The 15,452-nt window shown below is 73.8% G+C and carries 14 protein-coding genes; 3 read left to right on the top strand and 11 right to left on the bottom strand.

What is annotated here, in order from left to right:
* Positions 1–5 precede the first annotated feature (5 nt).
* Complete coding sequence (locus BJ983_RS05535; protein ID WP_179792908.1) at positions 6–1,151, bottom strand: acyl-CoA dehydrogenase family protein; 1,146 nt, start codon at positions 1,149–1,151, stop codon at positions 6–8.
* 76 nt (positions 1,152–1,227) lie between these two features.
* On the opposite strand from BJ983_RS05535, the gene BJ983_RS05530 reads away from it, so the two are divergent.
* Positions 1,228–1,827, top strand: coding sequence for a TetR/AcrR family transcriptional regulator (locus BJ983_RS05530; RefSeq protein ID WP_179792907.1), 600 nt, complete (start codon positions 1,228–1,230; stop codon positions 1,825–1,827).
* A gap of 51 nt (positions 1,828–1,878) precedes the next feature.
* Here the strand turns inward: BJ983_RS05530 and BJ983_RS05525 are convergent, their stop codons facing one another.
* The 9 genes from BJ983_RS05525 to ruvC all read right to left on the bottom strand — a co-directional run bounded on the left by BJ983_RS05525 (position 1,879) and on the right by ruvC (position 13,802).
* Entirely contained in the window at positions 1,879–4,182 is a 2,304-nt protein-coding gene (locus BJ983_RS05525) for a RelA/SpoT family protein (RefSeq protein WP_246325887.1), read from the bottom strand.
* A 276-nt stretch (positions 4,183–4,458) separates the two neighbouring features.
* Positions 4,459–6,864, bottom strand: coding sequence for an FUSC family protein (locus BJ983_RS05520; RefSeq protein ID WP_179792905.1), 2,406 nt, complete (start codon positions 6,862–6,864; stop codon positions 4,459–4,461).
* A 187-nt stretch (positions 6,865–7,051) separates the two neighbouring features.
* Positions 7,052–7,585 carry an adenine phosphoribosyltransferase gene (locus BJ983_RS05515; RefSeq protein WP_179792904.1) on the bottom strand — a complete coding sequence of 178 codons (534 nt, stop codon included), beginning with the start codon at positions 7,583–7,585 and terminating at the stop codon, positions 7,052–7,054.
* Positions 7,582–8,907: a protein translocase subunit SecF gene (secF, locus tag BJ983_RS05510; protein ID WP_179792903.1), complete on the bottom strand. Its 1,326-nt coding sequence runs from the start codon at positions 8,905–8,907 to the stop codon at positions 7,582–7,584. Before secF ends, BJ983_RS05515 begins: the two co-directional genes overlap by 4 nt.
* Positions 8,904–10,697, bottom strand: coding sequence for a protein translocase subunit SecD (gene secD / locus BJ983_RS05505; protein ID WP_179792902.1), 1,794 nt, complete (start codon positions 10,695–10,697; stop codon positions 8,904–8,906). Before secD ends, secF begins: the two co-directional genes overlap by 4 nt.
* Before the next feature lie 206 nt (positions 10,698–10,903).
* The gene (gene yajC / locus BJ983_RS05500) at positions 10,904–11,317 is read right to left on the bottom strand and encodes a preprotein translocase subunit YajC (protein ID WP_179792901.1); all 414 of its coding nucleotides are present in this window, start codon (positions 11,315–11,317) and stop codon (positions 10,904–10,906) included.
* Positions 11,318–11,365: 48 nt separating this feature from the next.
* A complete protein-coding gene (gene ruvB, locus BJ983_RS05495) occupies positions 11,366–12,439 on the bottom strand; it encodes a Holliday junction branch migration DNA helicase RuvB (RefSeq protein ID WP_179792900.1) in 1,074 nt (357 codons plus the stop codon).
* Between the two features lie 25 nt (positions 12,440–12,464).
* Positions 12,465–13,091, bottom strand: coding sequence for a Holliday junction branch migration protein RuvA (gene ruvA / locus BJ983_RS05490; RefSeq protein WP_179792899.1), 627 nt, complete (start codon positions 13,089–13,091; stop codon positions 12,465–12,467).
* 138 nt (positions 13,092–13,229) lie between these two features.
* Complete coding sequence (gene ruvC, locus BJ983_RS05485; RefSeq protein WP_179792898.1) at positions 13,230–13,802, bottom strand: crossover junction endodeoxyribonuclease RuvC; 573 nt, start codon at positions 13,800–13,802, stop codon at positions 13,230–13,232.
* A 109-nt stretch (positions 13,803–13,911) separates the two neighbouring features.
* Here ruvC and BJ983_RS05480 point away from each other — a divergent pair, with 109 nt between their 5' ends.
* Positions 13,912–14,379: a nuclear transport factor 2 family protein gene (locus tag BJ983_RS05480; RefSeq protein ID WP_179792897.1), complete on the top strand. Its 468-nt coding sequence runs from the start codon at positions 13,912–13,914 to the stop codon at positions 14,377–14,379.
* Between the two features lie 18 nt (positions 14,380–14,397).
* On the opposite strand, the gene BJ983_RS05475 is transcribed toward BJ983_RS05480, so the two are convergent.
* Positions 14,398–15,090, bottom strand: a complete 693-nt coding sequence (locus BJ983_RS05475; protein ID WP_179792896.1) for an alpha-ketoglutarate-dependent dioxygenase AlkB — start codon at positions 15,088–15,090, stop codon at positions 14,398–14,400.
* A 75-nt stretch (positions 15,091–15,165) separates the two neighbouring features.
* Between BJ983_RS05475 and BJ983_RS05470 the strand changes: the two genes are divergently transcribed.
* Positions 15,166–15,432, top strand: a complete 267-nt coding sequence (locus BJ983_RS05470; RefSeq protein WP_179792895.1) for an acylphosphatase — start codon at positions 15,166–15,168, stop codon at positions 15,430–15,432.
* Positions 15,433–15,452 lie beyond the last annotated feature (20 nt).

The raw sequence follows: 15,452 nt of genomic DNA, 5'->3' as shown, positions 1-15,452 counted from the left end.
CCTCCCTAGGGTGCGAGCGCCCGGCCCACGCGCTGGCGCGCGATGACGAGCTTCATGATCTGGGCGGTGCCGTCGCCGATCTGGAGACCGAGGACGTCGCGCATCCGCTGGTCGAACGGCAGCTCCCGCCGGTAGCCGTACTGCCCGTGCAGCAGCAGGCAGGCGGTGATCGCCTCGTGGGCCGCCTTCGGGGCCCACCACTTGCACATCGCGGCCTGGGCGGTGTGCGGCCGGCCGGTGTCCTTGCGCCACAGCGTCTCCAGGCAGAGCAGGCGCGCGGCGGCGAGGTAGGTGTCCTGTTCCGCGAGCGGGAAGGCGACGCCCTGCCGGGTCGACAGCGGCCGGTCGAACGCCTCCCGACCGCTGACGTACTCCCACGTCTCGTCGACCGACTGCTCCGCCGCCCCGAGGCACTGCAGCCCGATCAGCGCCCGACTGAAGTCGAAGCCCTGCATCACCGGCCCGAACCCCGCGCCCTCGGCGCCGATCAGGTTCGACCCGGGGATCCGCACGCCGTCGAGGTGCACCGCCCCGCGCCCGACCGCAGTGGTCCCGATGTCCGGGTAGTCCTCCCGGGTCACCCCGTCCGCGTCGAGCGGCACGAGGAACGCGGAGATGCCCTTCCCCCGTCCCGACGACGGGTCGGTGCGGGCGAAGACGACGACCGCGGCGGCGTCCGCCGCGAACGAGAGCGACTTGACCCCGTCCAGCCGCCAGCACCCGGCGTCGGGAACGGCCGTCATCCGCGGTACCCCCGCGTCGGAGCCGCCGTGCGGCTCGGTGAGGCCGATCCCGACGATCTCCTCCCCCGCCGTGATCCGCGGGACCCACTCGCGGGCCAGCTCCGGGGCGTGGCCGGCGAGGATCTGGCCCACCAGCGAGCCGACGACCTGCAGGTAGGCCACGTTGATGTCGCCCCGGCCGATCTCCTCGCAGATCAGGCCGGTGGTGACCCGGTCGCTGTCGCGGCCGCCCAGCGCGGACGGCAGCTCCGGCGCGATCAGCCCGAGCCCGCCGAGCTCGCGGCGCAGCGCCGGCTCGATGCGGCCGGCCCGCTCGCGGTCCGCGTACCCCGGCAGCAGCGTGCTCGTCGCGATCTCCCGGGCGGTGTCGCGGACGCGACGCTGGGAGTCGGTGAGCTCGAAGTCCATCGTCGGCCTCCGTCCTCGATGCTGACGAACGTGCCGAATTCTGACCCAGGAGTCAAGAGATGAATCGTCGGTTAGCATGGCCGCCGTGAGCCGGGTCCAGCGCAAGCGCGACGAGCGCGTGCGGCGCATCGTGGCGGTCGCGGCCGAGGTGTTCGGCGAGCGCGGCTACGAGGCGACGACGCTCGAGGAGGTCGCCGAGCGCCTCGACGTCACGAAGGGCTCGCTCTACTACTACTTCGCCGGCAAGGACGAGCTGGCGACGGCGGCGATCGAGACGCTGGGGACGGACTGGACCGAGCGGCTGGAGGCCCTGGCGGGGTCGCTCGCCGAGGCGTCCCGGCCGGAGCGGCTGCGGGCGCTGCTGCGGGCACACATCGCGATCGCGGTGCAGGAGTACCCGGCGGCGCTGCGGCTCTTCCTCGTCCCCGACTCGTGGCCCGCCGCGCTGCGCGACCGCATCCGCGAGCTCCGTCGGCGCCACGACCTGGTGTTCCGCCGCGAGATCACCGCCGGGGTCGACGCCGGGGAGTTCAGCGTCGTCTCGGTGGACGCCACGCTGCAGGCCATGCACGCGACGATGAGCCAGGCGCCGCTGTGGTGCTCACACCTCGCTCCGGAGGCCCGCGACCGGGCGATGGACGACCTCGCCGAGGTGCTGAGCAAGCTCAGCAGGTGAGCAGAAACGGTCGCTATCACGACCTTTTCTGCTCACGAGCGCTCCGCGCACCTAGCTGGCCGACGTCACCCGGTACACGTCGTAGACGCCCTCGACGTTGCGGACCACCCGCAGGACGTGTCCGAGGTGCTTCGGGTCGCCCATCTCGAACGAGAACCGGCTCACCGCGACCCGGTCGCGCGACGTGGTGACCGACGCCGAGAGGATGTTGACCTTCTCGTCGGCCAGCGCCTTCGTGATGTCGGAGAGCAGGCGGTGCCGGTCGAGCGCCTCCACCTGGATCGCGACGAGGAAGACCGCGGTCGACGACGAGGCCCAGCTGACGTCCACGAGCCGCTCGGGCTCCGAGCGCAGGTCGTCGGCGTTGGTGCAGTCGGTGCGGTGCACCGAGACGCCGCCGCCGCGGGTGACGAAGCCGAGGATCTCGTCGCCAGGCACCGGGGTGCAGCAGCGGGCGAGCTTGATCCAGAGGTCGGACGAGCTGCCGGAGTCGTCGTCGACCCCGTTGATCACCACGCCGACGTCGCCGGTGCCGCGGCGGCGCTGGACCGTCGACGGGGTGGCGCGCTCGGCGAGCTCGTCCTCGTTCTGCTCGACCCCGCCCAGCAGGGCGACGAGACGCTGCACCACGTGCCGCGCGGAGACGTGGTGCTCCCCCACCGCGGCGTAGAGCGCGGTGACGTCGACGTAGCGCAGTTCGCGGGCGAGGGCACCCATCGAGTCGGCGGAGACCAGGCGCTGCAGCGGCAGACCGGTGCGGCGCGCCTCGCGAGTGATCGAGTCCTTGCCCTCCTCGATCGCCTCCTCGCGACGCTCCTTGGCGAACCACTGCTTGATCTTCTGCTTCGCGCGCGGCGAGGAGACGAAGCCGATCCAGTCCTTCGACGGCCCCGCACTCTCGGCCTTCGAGGTGAAGATCTCGACGACCTCACCGTTCTCGAGCTGCCGCTCGAGCGCGACCAGCCGGCCGTTGACCCGCGAGCCGATGCACTTGTTCCCGACCTCGGTGTGCACCGCGTACGCGAAGTCGACCGGGGTGGAGCCGGCGGGCAGCGTGATCACGTCGCCCTTCGGCGTGAACACGAAGATCTCGCGGGTGGCGAGGTCGTAGCGCAGCGACTCCAGGAACTCGCCCGGGTCGGCCGCCTCCCGCTGCCAGTCGAGGAGCTGGCGCATCCAGGCCATCTCGTCGAGCTCGAGGCCGCCGGAGTTGTGGCTGCCCTTCGTCTCCTTGTAGCGCCAGTGCGCGGCGATGCCGAACTCCGCCGTGCGGTGCATCTCGTGGGTGCGGATCTGCACCTCGAGCGGCTGCCCGTCCGGCCCGATCACCGTGGTGTGCAGCGACTGGTACACGCCGAAGCGCGGCTGGGCGATGTAGTCCTTGAAGCGGCCCGGCATGGGCTGCCAGAGGGCGTGCACCATGCCCATCGCGGCGTAGCAGTCGCGCACGTCCTCGACGAGGATGCGCACGCCCACCAGGTCGTGGATGTCGTCGAAGTCCTTACCCTTGACGATCATCTTCTGGTAGATCGAGTAGTAGTGCTTCGGGCGGCCGAGCACCTCGGCCTTCACCCGCGCGGCCTCGAGCTGGCCGGACACCTCGTCGATCACGGTGCGCAGGTAGGTGTCGCGGCTGGGGGCCCGGTCGGCGACGAGACGGACGATCTCGTCGTAGCGCTTGGGGTGCAGGATCGCGAACGCGAGGTCCTCCAGCTCCCACTTCACCGTCGACATCCCGAGCCGGTGCGCCAGCGGGGCGAGCACCTCGAGCGTCTCGCGCGCCTTCTTGGCCTGCTTCTCCGGCTTGAGGAAGCGCATCGTGCGCATGTTGTGCAGCCGGTCGGACAGCTTGATGACGAGCACCCGCGGGTCGCGCGCCATCGCCACGACCATCTTGCGGATCGTCTCGGCCTCGGCCGCCGCCCCGAGCTGGACCTTGTCGAGCTTCGTGACGCCGTCGACGAGGTGCGCCACCTCGGCGCCGAAGTCGGCCGCCAGGCGCTCGAGCGAGTAGTCGGTGTCCTCGACGGTGTCGTGCAGCAGCGCCGCGGTCAGCGTCGTGGTGTCCATGCCCAGCTCGGCGAGGATCGTCGCGACGGCGAGCGGGTGGGTGATGTAGGGGTCGCCGGACTTGCGCATCTGGCCCTCGTGGAAGGCCTCCGCGGTGTCGTACGCGCGCTGCAGGATCGCGAGGTCGGCACTCGGGTGGAGCTCCCGGTGGACCGTGGCGAGGGGTTCGAGCACCGGCTTGACCGGCCCGCTGCGCTGCGCGGTGATCCGGCGGGCGATGCGGGCCCGCACCCGCCGCGTCGCGGACCGCGGCCGGCCGGTGGTGGTGCCCCCGACCGGTTCCAGACGACGGGCCTCGCGCGGCTCGCTCGACCCGACGGTCGGCTCCCCGGGCGCGTCGACGCCGTCGGCCGCACCGTCACTGACCGTCTCGACCGGCCCCACGTCCTGGCTCACGGTCACCTCCGCTGGAACGGCCCCCTGCACATCCCGGCAATCGTGCACACCGGAATCAGTTCAGCGTAGGTCAGGAGGACCACCGGCGTCCGCCGACGTCGCCGTCCGGTCCCCCCGGGGCGGTGGCCCGTGCCACGCCGGGACCGCCGTCCGGTGAGCGGTCGTTCAACGGCGGGCGGTGCGGGACGGGCGCAGCACCACCACGTCGTGGGTCCCGCCCGCGATCCGCCCGGCGTACGGGGCGTAACCGTCGGCCGCGACGACCATCTGCCACCACCCGTCGTCGGGAACGTCGAGGGCGAAGCAGCCGTCGCCGCCGGTGCGGACCCGCGCCCGCTGGCTGCCGTGCGGGTCGACCACCGTGACGACGGCGGGCAGGCCGGACCCGTCGGTGTCGACGACGCGGCCCCGTACCCCGGCCTCCTTCCCGACGGCGGGGGCGGGCGCCTCCGGCGCCGCGGGGGCCTCCCCCGCGGCCTGCGGGTCGATCTCGTGCAGGGCCACGAGGGCGCCGTGCAGGGCGGAGAGCTCGGTGAGGACGTCGTCGGGGCCGTCGTCCCAGGCCCGATGACGGTGCTCGCCGGGCCCGCGGCCCTCGGCCAGGGCGTCGACGAGCCCCTGGACGGCCCGCGTGGCGGCGCCGACGCGCTGGTGGCGCACCGTCGGGTCCGACCGTCGGGTGCGCTCGAGCTCGAGCGCGGCCTCGACGAGGGCGCGGACCCGCACCGCGCACCGCACCCACGCGGCGAGCCGGCGGGCGAGCGTCGGGCGCCGGCGGGCCCCGCCCGGGGAGAAGCGCAGCGAGAGCGGCACCCCGATCAGCGCGAGCTGGTGCACCGCGGCGTCGAGCGCTCGGGCCCGGGCGTGCAGATCCGGGCGGCCGGGGCCGTCCTCGGTCTCGCCGCGCACCACCGCGGCGACGTCGGCGGTGGCCGCCCGCAGCTCCTCGGCGAGCCGGGCGCGGGCCTGCCGTTCGGCCCGCATGGCGGTGATCGGCAGGAACGAGACCGCGACGACGCCGCCGATCACGGCACCCAGGGCGGTCTCCCCCACCCGCAGCGCGAGCAGGCCGTCGGAGTAGGTGCCGAGCATCTCGTAGAGCTCGGCGACGATGAGGGTCACCGCGAAGGCCATCGACGTGTAGGACACGCGGAAGAGGTAGAAGCCGACGAAGAGCGCCACCAGGATCACGGTCAGCGCGACGGCGGTGGAGTTCCCGAGCCACGGCACCACGACGAGGGCGACCACGACACCGACCAGGGTGCCCACCGTGCGCTGGACCGCCTTGCGGATGGTCTCGGCCGCGGTGGCCGTGCCGGTGAACGCCAGGAAGCAGGCGAGTACCGCCCAATACCAGCGCTGCCCCGACACCGCATCGCCGAGGGCGATCGCCAGGCCCCCCGCCAGCGCGATCTGGCAGGCCTGCCGGGTGCTCAGGAGCATCCCCGTGGCGCGTCCCGTCCCGGGCTGCGCCTCGTCCTCCGGGGCCACCATCGGCCCGACCGTGATGGCGCTGCCGGGCAGGAAGCCCGCGAACAGCTCCGCGGCCGGGGTGAAGGGCGCCGGCTCGCCGGTCCCGTCGTCGGGGCGTGGACGGCCGGCCCGGTCGTCGTCCAGGACGGTGTCGAGGTCGGCGAGCGCGGCCGTGACGGCCTGCTCGGCGGCCACGTCGTCGGTGTCGTCCAGCGCCCGGGACAGGGCGGCCTCGGCCCGGATGACCGCCGCGCGCACGTCGGCCGCGCGGGCCGGGGCGGCGAGCGAGCCGGGGATCGCGAGCTGACCGTCGACCAGCACGGCGGCCTCGTTGACCCGCAGGACAGCGCGGTCGCGCGCCGTCTCGTCGCCGCGCCGCCAGGACGGGCGCAGCGCGGGGTCCCGGTGCTCGGCGAGCGCGATCCGGACCCGCGCGCCGAACGAGTCGACCATCCGACGCAGGCGCCGGGCCGGGCGCTGCGGGACCAGGACCAGGGCGATCACGAGCAGCAGCACGGTGGTGGTCGCGACCGCGAGGAGCACGGTCGGGAGCTGCGCGAACGACAGCTGCAGGAACAGGGCGATGAAATAGCCCATCCACGCGACCATCCCGCAGGCGAAGGCCCGCGGCCCGAAGCGGCGCACCCACACCACCGCGAACATCACGACGACGAAGAGCGAGAGCGACAGCACCCGGTGCTTGTCGACCAGCGTGCTCAGCGTGATGCCGACCAGCATCGCCACCGGCAGGCTCACGTGCGTGATCGCCCGGCCGCCCGGGGTGGGGTCGGCGGCCGTGAAGGTGGTGATCATGGTGAGCACGGCGCCGAGGACCAGCACGATGATCGCCTGCGTTCCGGCGAGGCCCAGCACCGCGGCGAGGACCGCGGACGCCGCCAGGGAGAGCGCGAGCGACACGGCCGCCCGGCTGGCGAGTGCGAGGCGCACGTGACCGGGGTCGGAGGCGAGCAGACGGTCGCGCGTCCGCACCGTGGCCGGCGCCCGTGTCTCGCGGACCTCGGGCGTCGTCGGGGTCGCGGGCTCCTGCGGCTCGTCGTCCCGGGTGTCGGTGGGGCGACCGGTCGCCTGGATGGTCATCGTCCTCCCTCGCTCGGCCGCCCTGAATGTTAGCTGTGCGAAACAATTCGTGGAGCCGTGGGAGGAGTTCCCCGACCGGATGTGGTCAATCCCCTCCCGCCCGACGGGCCGCCGAGGGTCACGCCAGGCAGCCTCCGGAGCGCGCGAGGGTGCCTGGTGTACGTCTCGCGGCAGGAGACGGCCGCGGTCAGCGCTCGAGGACCGCGTGGAGCGGGCGGTCGCCGAGACGGGCGCGGCCGGAGAGCGCCGGGAGCTCGAGCACGACGGAGAGGGCCGCGACGTGGGCGCCGCAGCTCTCCACCAACTCGCTGGCCGCGGCGGCGGTGCCACCGGTGGCGAGCACGTCGTCGACGAGCAGGGCGCGGGTGCCGGCGGCGAGGACACCGGCGGGCAGCTCCAGCGTGGCCGAGCCGTACTCCAGGTCGTAGGACCGCGACGCGGCGACGGCGGGCAGCTTGCCCTGCTTGCGGACCGGCACGATCCCGAGCCCGAGGGCCTGCGCCACCGCGGCCCCCAGCAGGAACCCGCGGGCCTCGATCCCGACGACGACGTCGACCGCGGCGTCCGCCACCGGCTCGCTGAGCAGCCGGGTGGTGGCGGCGAGCCCCTCGGCGTCGGCCAGCACGGGCGTGAGATCCCAGAACCGGATGCCCGGCTCGGGGAAGTCGGGGACCGCCCGCAAGAACTGCTCGACGGTCCCGCGGTCGGTGCTCGGGCTCACCGGCGACGCTTGCCGCTCGGCCGACCCGACTTGCCCGCCGGCCGAGCCCCGGGACGGGGCGCCGACGCCCGGCCGTCGACGACCGGGCGGGAGGAGGCCCCGGCGCCGGCCGCCGCCACGGCGCGCGTGTCGATGACCTCGGTGTGCTCGCCGGCGGCCGTGTCGCCGCCCTCGGCCTTCCGCGCATTCTTGGCCCGCCGGGCCGCGACGCGCTGCGCCTGCTGGACCCACACCCGGTCGCGCATCGCGAGGTCGACCACGATCGGCGTCGCGAGCAGGACCGAGGAGGCGGCACCGATGATCGTGCCGACCAGCTGCACGAGCGCCAGGTCTCCCAGCACGCCGACCCCGAGCAGCACGACGCCGACGACGAACAGGCCGATCAGCGGCAGGGCGGCGATCAGCGACGTGTTGAGGGACCGCATCAGCGTCTGGTTGACCGCGAGGTTGGCCGCCTCGGCGTAGGTGCGCCGCGTGAGGCTCTGCAGCCCGCGGGTGTTCTCGCGGACCTTGTCGAACACGACCACCGTGTCGTAGAGCGAGAACCCGAGGATGGTCAGCAGACCGATCACCGTCGCGGGCGAGACCTCGAAGCCGATGAGCGAGTACACGCCCGCCGTCACGATGATGTCGTTCGCCAGCGCGATGAGCGCCGCGAGGGCCATCCGCCGTTCGAAGTAGAACGCCAGGTAGATCGCGACGAGCACGAGGAACACCACGAGCGCGATCAGCGCCTGCCGGGTGATCTCCCCGCCCCAGCTCGCGCTGACGGCGCTGTCGCTGACGGCGTTCTGGTCGGGGACGCCCGCCGTGTCCAGTGGCTGGAAGCGGTCGAACAGCGCCTGCCGGAGCGCGACGACCTCGGCCTGCGAGAGGCGGTCGGACTTGACGATGATCGTCGCGTTGTCGCCGGCGCCCGCGGTCTGCACCGTCTCGGCGGGCCGACCGACCGACTGGTCGAAGACCTGCTGGACCTGACTGACCTCGGCCACCCCGGTCGCCCCCCGCGCGGGGAACTGCACCGACGTGCCGCCCTCGAAGTCGATCGAGAAGTTGAAGCCGCGCAGGATCATCGAGAGCAGGCAGACCACGACGATCCCGGCGAAGACCGCATACCAGGTCTTCGAGCGGCCGACGATGTCGAGGCCGCCGTTGCCCTCGTAGAGCGAGTCGAGCCGACTGCGCTTGACCCGCCGGGCGGGAGCCGGCTCGACGTCGTCGTCGGAGGCGTCGTCGACGTCGAGGTCGGCGTCGTCGGACACCAGGTCCTCGGGCTCGTCGTCGCGGGCGTCACGGCCGTTGCGGCCGCCTGCGCGGGTCATCGGGCACCTCCGCGGCCGGAGCCGCTGCGCGTGGTCGAGCGGGAACGGGTGCTGCTGCTGCGGGTCCCGCCGGGCCGGGCACCCACCCGGGGGGACGACCCGGGACGCGGGCCGGACGACCCGGACTGGTTGGCGACCTTGCCCAGGCCCGACCACGCCGGGCTCGCGAACAGCTTCGAGTTCGAGGCGAGCGCCAGCAGCGGGTGCGTGACCAGGAAGACGACGATGAGGTCGAGGATCGTCGACATGCCCAGGGTGAACGCGAAGCCGCGGACCTGGCCGACGGCGAGGACGTAGAGCACGACGGCCGCGAGGAAGCTGACGGCGTCCCCGGAGAGGATCGTGCGCCGCGCGCGCGTCCACCCGCGGGGCACGGCGGACCGGAAGCTCCGGCCCTCCCGCATCTCGTCCTTGATCCGTTCGAAGAAGATGACGAACGAGTCCGCCGTGATGCCGATCGCGACGATGAACCCGGCGACGCCGGCGAGGTCGAGCGTGAAGCCGATGCTGCGACCGAGCAGCACGAGCACGGCGTAGACGATGAGACCGGAGAGGACCAGCGACAGGATCGTCAGGACGCCGAGCGCGCGGTAGTAGAAGAGGGAGTAGACGAACACCAGGATCAGGCCGATCACTCCGGCGATCAGCCCGGCCTCCAGCGAGGCGAGCCCGAGGGTCGCCGAGATCGTCTGGGCGTCCGAGGTGTCGAACGACAGCGGCAGCGACCCGTATCGCAGCACGTTCGCGAGGTCCTGCGCGGATTGCTGGTTGAAGTTGCCGCTGACCTGGGAGTTGCCGGCGGGCTGGGCCGCCTGGATCACCGGGGCCGAGACGACCTCGGAGTCGAGCACGAAGGCGACGGCCTGACCGATGTTCGCGCTGGTGTACTGCGCCCAGATGCCGGCGCCCTCGGACTTGAAGGTCACGTCGATGACGTAGCCCGCGCCCTGCGGGTTCGGCGAACTGTTCGCGCCGGCGACCTCGGTGCCGGAGAGGATCGACGGACCGAGCACGTACTTGGCGGCCCCGTCGCGGTCGCACGCCACGAGGGGCCGCGTCGGGTCGTCGTAGCCGCGCAGCGGGTCGTCCGCGGCGCAGTTGAGCGTGGCGAGCGCCCGGGCCTGCACCGTGGGGTCGGTGCTCTGCCGGGTCTCCTTGGCCTGCGCGATGGCCGCGGCCAGGCGCGGGTCCTGCGAGGTGCCGCCCCCGGGCGACGGGGACGGCGACGGCGGGGTCGGCTGCTGGGCCGGGAGCCGCACGGCCTGCCCGGCGGGCGCCTGCCCCGGCGTGGCCGCACCGGCGCCACCGGTGCCGCCTTGCTGCTGGCCGGTCGAGCCCTGCTGCTGGCCGGTCTGGCCCTGCTGCCCGTTCTGCTGGCCCTGCTGCCCGTTCTGGGCCTGCGGCGCGGCGGCGACCGGGCCGCTGACGACGGGCCGGAAGTACAGCCGCGCGGTCTGGCCGAGGCTCCGGGCCTGGTCCCCGGAGGTGCCGGGCACCGTGATGACGAGGTTGTTGCCGTTCTGGACGACCTCCGCGCCGGTGACGCCCAGGCCGTTCACGCGCTGCTCGATGATCTGGCGCGCGAGGTTCAGCTGGTCGGGCGTCGGCGCGGCCCCGGTCTCGGTGCGCGCGGTGAGCGTCACCTGCGTGCCGCCCTGCAGGTCGATGCCGAGCTTCGGGGTGGGCCGACCGTCGCCGGTGAGGAACACCAGGCCGTACAGGACCGCCACGATGGCCACGAAGACGGCCAGGTAGCGCCCGGGCCGGAACCGGACGGTGGGAGGGGCCACGCTGCGAACTCCTGGGTGAGGCGGGATCGTGTCCTCGGGTCGGCCCCGCGAGCCGGCGTCGATCTCGCCACGCCCGCCCCGCGGGGCGCCGCGGCACGAGGCCGCGGCGGCCCACGAAGGACCTCACCGCAGGGTAGGACCACCCTCCGACGGCGACCGCACCCGGCCCGCGGCGGACACCCGGACGGCGTCCGCTAGGGACGGGCTCAGTTGTTGCGGGACTCCTTCGAGCCTGCCGACACGCCGTTGCCGTTCGGGTGCGCGTCCTGCGGCTCGCCGGCCACGACCGGGGCCGCCGTGGTGGTCGGCGCCTCGACGGGCTCGTCGCCCTCGACGTCGTCCACCGGGAGGATCTCCTCGGCCTCGGTGGAGAGCTTCTCGCGGACCGCAGCACGCAGCCAGGTGGTGATGACGTCGGGCGCGATCTCGAGGTCGATGGTGCGCTCGTCCTCGGTGTCGACGACCGTTCCGCTGATCCCGGAGGTCATCAGGACGACGTCGCCGACCGAGATCGAGTTCTGCAGGCTCTCCTGCTGCTGCTGCTGCTTCTTCCGCTGACGGTTCGAGAAGAAGATCATGCCGATCATGAAGACGATCAGCAGGGGGAAGAGGAGGTCCATCTCTCTCCAATGCGGGTACGGGGTGGGGTCCACCCCGAGTCTGCCAGCTCAGCCGAAGAGTGTCGGCGGGCCCTGTCCATCCGGTTCGTCCCGGACGTCCGGTTCCGGGGGCGTCTCGCCCAGGTGCCGCCAGGCCGCCGGGGTGGCGACGCGGCCCCGCGGGGTGCGCGCCAGCATCCCCGCGCGCACCAGGTAGGGCTCGCAGACCTCCTCCACCGTGCCGGGCTCCTCGCCCACCGCGACGGCGAGCGTGGACACCCCGACCGGGCCGCCGCCGAACGAGCGCACGAGTGCGCCGAGCACGGCACGGTCCAGCCGGTCGAGGCCCAGTTCGTCGACGTCGTAGACGGCGAGGGCGGCCCGGGCGATCTCCCGGGTGACGCGCCCGTCGGCCCGCACCTCGGCGTAGTCACGCACCCGGCGGAGCAGCCGGTTGGCGATGCGGGGCGTGCCCCGGGAGCGGCGCGCGATCTCCCGGCCGCCGTCGGGCTGCAGGTCGACCTCGAGGATCTGCGCGCTGCGGGCCACGACGAGCTCGAGGTCCGACGGCTCGTAGAACTCCATGTGCCCGGTGAACCCGAAGCGGTCGCGCAGCGGGCCGGTCAGCGACCCCGCGCGCGTGGTGGCGCCGACGAGGGTGAACGGCGCGACGTCCAGCGGGATCGACGTGGCGCCCGGACCCTTGCCGACCACGATGTCGACCCGGAAGTCCTCCATCGCGAGGTAGAGCATCTCCTCGGCCGGACGGGCCATCCGGTGGATCTCGTCGATGAACATGACGTCGCCCTCGACGAGGTTCGACAGCATCGCCGCGAGATCGCCCGCCCGCTCGAGCGCCGGGCCACTGGTGATGCGCACCCCGCTGCCCAGCTCGGTGCCGATGATCATCGCGAGGCTCGTCTTGCCCAGGCCGGGAGGACCGGAGAGCAGGACGTGGTCCGGCGGGCGACCGCGACGCATCGCCCCCTGCAGCACGAGGTCCAACTGCTCGCGGACCCGCGGCTGCCCGATGAACTCGGTGAGCCGGGCGGGCCGCAGCCGGTTCTCCAGGTCGGACTCCCCGACCTCCCGGGTGGCGGCCAGGGCCCGCTCCAGGTCGGCCGAGAGCTCGTCGCCGCTCATGCGGTGCCCCCGCCGCACCGGCGGGTCATCGGTTCGGCCCGAGCCGGTGCAGCGCCGCCCGCAGCACGGCCGACGAGCCGGCGGTCTCGCCCAGCGCCCCCACCGTCTCGTCGACGGCCTTCTCGGCGGGCTTGGCCGCGAAGCCGAGCCCCACGAGCGCCTCCACCACCTGGTCGCGCATCGTGCCCGTGGCGACGACGGAGCCGAACCCGGCCTCGTCCGCGCCCGCCGGCAGGTCGGCGACCGGATCCGGCGGCGCGACCTTGTCCCGCAGCTCGACGACGAGGCGCTCCGCGCCCTTGCGGCCGATCCCGGGGACGCTCATGAGGGTGGTGAGGTTCCCGTCGGCCAGCGCCCGCGAGAGGGCCGCCGGATCGAGCACGGCGAGCGTCGCGAGCGCGAGGCGGGGACCGACACCCGTGACGGTCTGCAGCAGGCCGAACAGCTCCCGCTCCGCGGCGTCGGCGAAGCCGAAGAGGGTGAGCGAGTCCTCCCGCACGATCAGGGCGGTCTCGAGCCGAGCGGCCTGCCCGCGCCGCAGCCCGGCGAGCGTGGTGGGCGTGGCCTGGACCGCCATCCCGACGCCGCCGACCTCGACCACGGCGTGGTCCAGCCCCACCGAGAGGACCTCACCGCGCACCGACGAGATCATCGCCCACCTCTCCCCGCACCACGAACACCTGTTCGACGCGGGACGCTACCGCGCGGGTCCGACACCCTCGGTGCAGACCCGCCGCGCCCGATCGGGAGAACGACCCGGTCGGCGCGTAGGGCGTCAGCGGATACGGCGTCAGCGTGTGCCGCGGCGGCGCGTGGCGGCGGCGAGCTTCGCGGTGTGCACGCGGGACAGCTCGGCGGCCCGGGCCTGCGCCTCGGCCATGCGGGCGGCCATCGGCGCGCGCCAGCAGTGGCAGACGGCGAGGGCCAGGGCGTCCGCGGCGTCCGCGGGCTTCGGCGGCGTGTCGAGCGCGAGCACCCGCGTCACCATCGCGGTGACCTGCGCCTTGTCGGCCCGCCCCGACCCGGTCACCGCCGCCTTCACCTCGGAGGGGGTGTGGAACACGACCGGGAGGCCGGCCCGCCCGGCGACGAGCGCGACCACCCCGCCGGCCTGGGCCGTTCCGATCACCGAACGCACGTTGTGCTGGCTGAAGACCCGCTCGACGGCCACGACGTCGGGCCGGTACCGCGCGATCCAGCTCTCGACGGCGTCCGCGATCGCCCCCAGCCGCGCCGCCACCTCGTCGTCGGGCGGGGTGCGCACGACGTCGACCGCGATCGCGCGGACCTCGCGGCCCCGGACTCCCTCGACCATCCCGAGCCCGCACCGGGTCAGCCCGGGGTCGACGCCCAGAACCCGCATCCGTCCCCCGTCGCTCGGCACCGCTCGCGGTCCGCACGCTACCCACCGCCCCCGGTCCGTCCCGACGGCGACGCGCCCGACGGCGCCCGGACGTGGTGAGCTGATCAGCATGAGCAGCCCCACCGAGGAACCCCGCCCGCCCTTCCCCCCGTTCGACGCCGACTCCGCCGCGAAGAAGGTCCGGGCGGCCGAGAACGCCTGGAACACCCGCGACCCGGAGAAGGTCGCCCTGGCCTACACCGTCGACACCGTCTGGCGGAACCGCAGCGAGTGGGTGCGGGGACGCGACGAGGTGGTGGCGTTCCTGACCCGCAAGTGGGAGCGCGAGCAGGAGTACGCGCTGCGCAAGTCCCTCTGGGCCTTCGCCGGGAACCGGATCGCCGTGCGCTTCCAGTACGAGTGCCGCGACGCCGACGGCCAGTGGTGGCGCTGCTACGGCAACGAGAACTGGGAGTTCGCCGACAACGGCCTCATGCGCCGCCGGGAGGCGAGCATCAACGACCTGCGCATCGACGAGGCCGACCGGCGGATCGTCGGGTCGCGGGACGAGGGCGACGAGTCCGACCTCCCGGTCTGACCGCTCCCCCGGCCGGGCTCAGCGCAGCGCCCACGCCGGGACCTCCCGGGCCCGCTCCGAGCGCGCCGCCACCGGCCCCGGGTCGGAGTGCCGGAACGTCACGCTGATCCGCGGCCCGGCGCCCGGATCCTTCGGCACCGTGTGCTGCCACTCGTGCTGGCACCGGCCGCCCATCACCAGCAGGTCTCCCCCGCACACCGTGAGCCACCGGGTGCCGCCGCCGCTCCGTCCGGCCGCCCCCGCCGGCCCGACCGGCCGCAGCCCGAACCGCCGGGGCGCGCCGAGCGAGACGATCGCGACGACCGGCGACGGGTGGGTGAAGCGCACCCGGTCGCCGTGCCAGGCCACGGAGTCCGTGCCGTCGCGGTAGAAGTTCGCCGAGACCCGGTCGAACGCCTCGCCGTAGCGCCCGGTGAGCTGCGGGGCGAGCTCGTCCGCCGGGGCCGGGGCGCCGGCGAGATCCCAGCCGCAGGTGAGCCGCGGCTCCACGATCTCCTGGTCGAACATCCGCCGGCGCCGCTGCAGCCACGGCACCTCCCGCACGAGGCGGGAGAACCACTCCTCCGCGCCGGGGAGCCACCCGGGCACCACGTCCACCCACGAGCGCTCGTCGAGCACCGTGCGGTGCGCACCGGACCACGACACGTCGCCGGGCCGCCCGACGCCGAGCCCCGGGTCGTCGAACAGGGAGGGGGTGAACACCGCGGTCATGGGCTACAGTCGAACACATGTTCGAGGCAGCGGCAAGCCGCGTCACCGGCTCCGCGCCAGGGTACGGAGCACGGCATGAGTGCTCGTCACCTCGTCGTCCACGGCACCGTGCAGGGTGTGTTCTTCCGCGCGACCGCCGAGCAGGAGGCCGCCCGGCTCGGGGTCTCCGGGTGGGTCCGCAACCGCTCGGACGGGACGGTCGAGATGGTCGCCGAGGGCGACGACCCGGCGGTGGACGCGCTGGTCCGGTGGGCGCACGAGGGCCCGGCGCGCGCCGAGGTCACCGGCGTGGACGTCACCGAGCGGGAGCCCGAGGGGTTCCGCGGCTTCGAGCAGCGGTGAGCCCGTCCCGGCGAGCGCCG

Source organism: Actinomycetospora corticicola, from assembly GCF_013409505.1.
Classification (GTDB): Bacteria; Actinomycetota; Actinomycetes; order Mycobacteriales; family Pseudonocardiaceae; genus Actinomycetospora; species Actinomycetospora corticicola.
Note: the sequence above shows the minus strand (reverse complement) of the source record. Positions and strands in the feature narration are given on the sequence as shown.

Bases quoted from the DNA above. Each gene is read 5' to 3' on its own strand.
- secF (WP_179792903.1), bottom strand. From the start codon at position 8,907: ATGACCCGCGCAGGCGGCCGCAACGGCCGTGACGCCCGCGACGACGAG.
- ruvA (WP_179792899.1), bottom strand. From the start codon at position 13,091: ATGATCTCGTCGGTGCGCGGTGAGGTCCTCTCGGTGGGGCTGGACCAC.
- BJ983_RS05530 (WP_179792907.1), top strand. From the start codon at position 1,228: ATGGCCGCCGTGAGCCGGGTCCAGCGCAAGCGCGACGAGCGCGTGCGG.
- ruvC (WP_179792898.1), bottom strand. From the start codon at position 13,802: ATGCGGGTTCTGGGCGTCGACCCCGGGCTGACCCGGTGCGGGCTCGGG.
- yajC (WP_179792901.1), bottom strand. From the start codon at position 11,317: ATGGACCTCCTCTTCCCCCTGCTGATCGTCTTCATGATCGGCATGATC.
- BJ983_RS05475 (WP_179792896.1), bottom strand. From the start codon at position 15,090: ATGACCGCGGTGTTCACCCCCTCCCTGTTCGACGACCCGGGGCTCGGC.
- BJ983_RS05520 (WP_179792905.1), bottom strand. From the start codon at position 6,864: ATGACCATCCAGGCGACCGGTCGCCCCACCGACACCCGGGACGACGAG.
- ruvB (WP_179792900.1), bottom strand. From the start codon at position 12,439: ATGAGCGGCGACGAGCTCTCGGCCGACCTGGAGCGGGCCCTGGCCGCC.
- BJ983_RS05535 (WP_179792908.1), bottom strand. From the start codon at position 1,151: ATGGACTTCGAGCTCACCGACTCCCAGCGTCGCGTCCGCGACACCGCC.
- BJ983_RS05470 (WP_179792895.1), top strand. From the start codon at position 15,166: ATGAGTGCTCGTCACCTCGTCGTCCACGGCACCGTGCAGGGTGTGTTC.
- BJ983_RS05480 (WP_179792897.1), top strand. From the start codon at position 13,912: ATGAGCAGCCCCACCGAGGAACCCCGCCCGCCCTTCCCCCCGTTCGAC.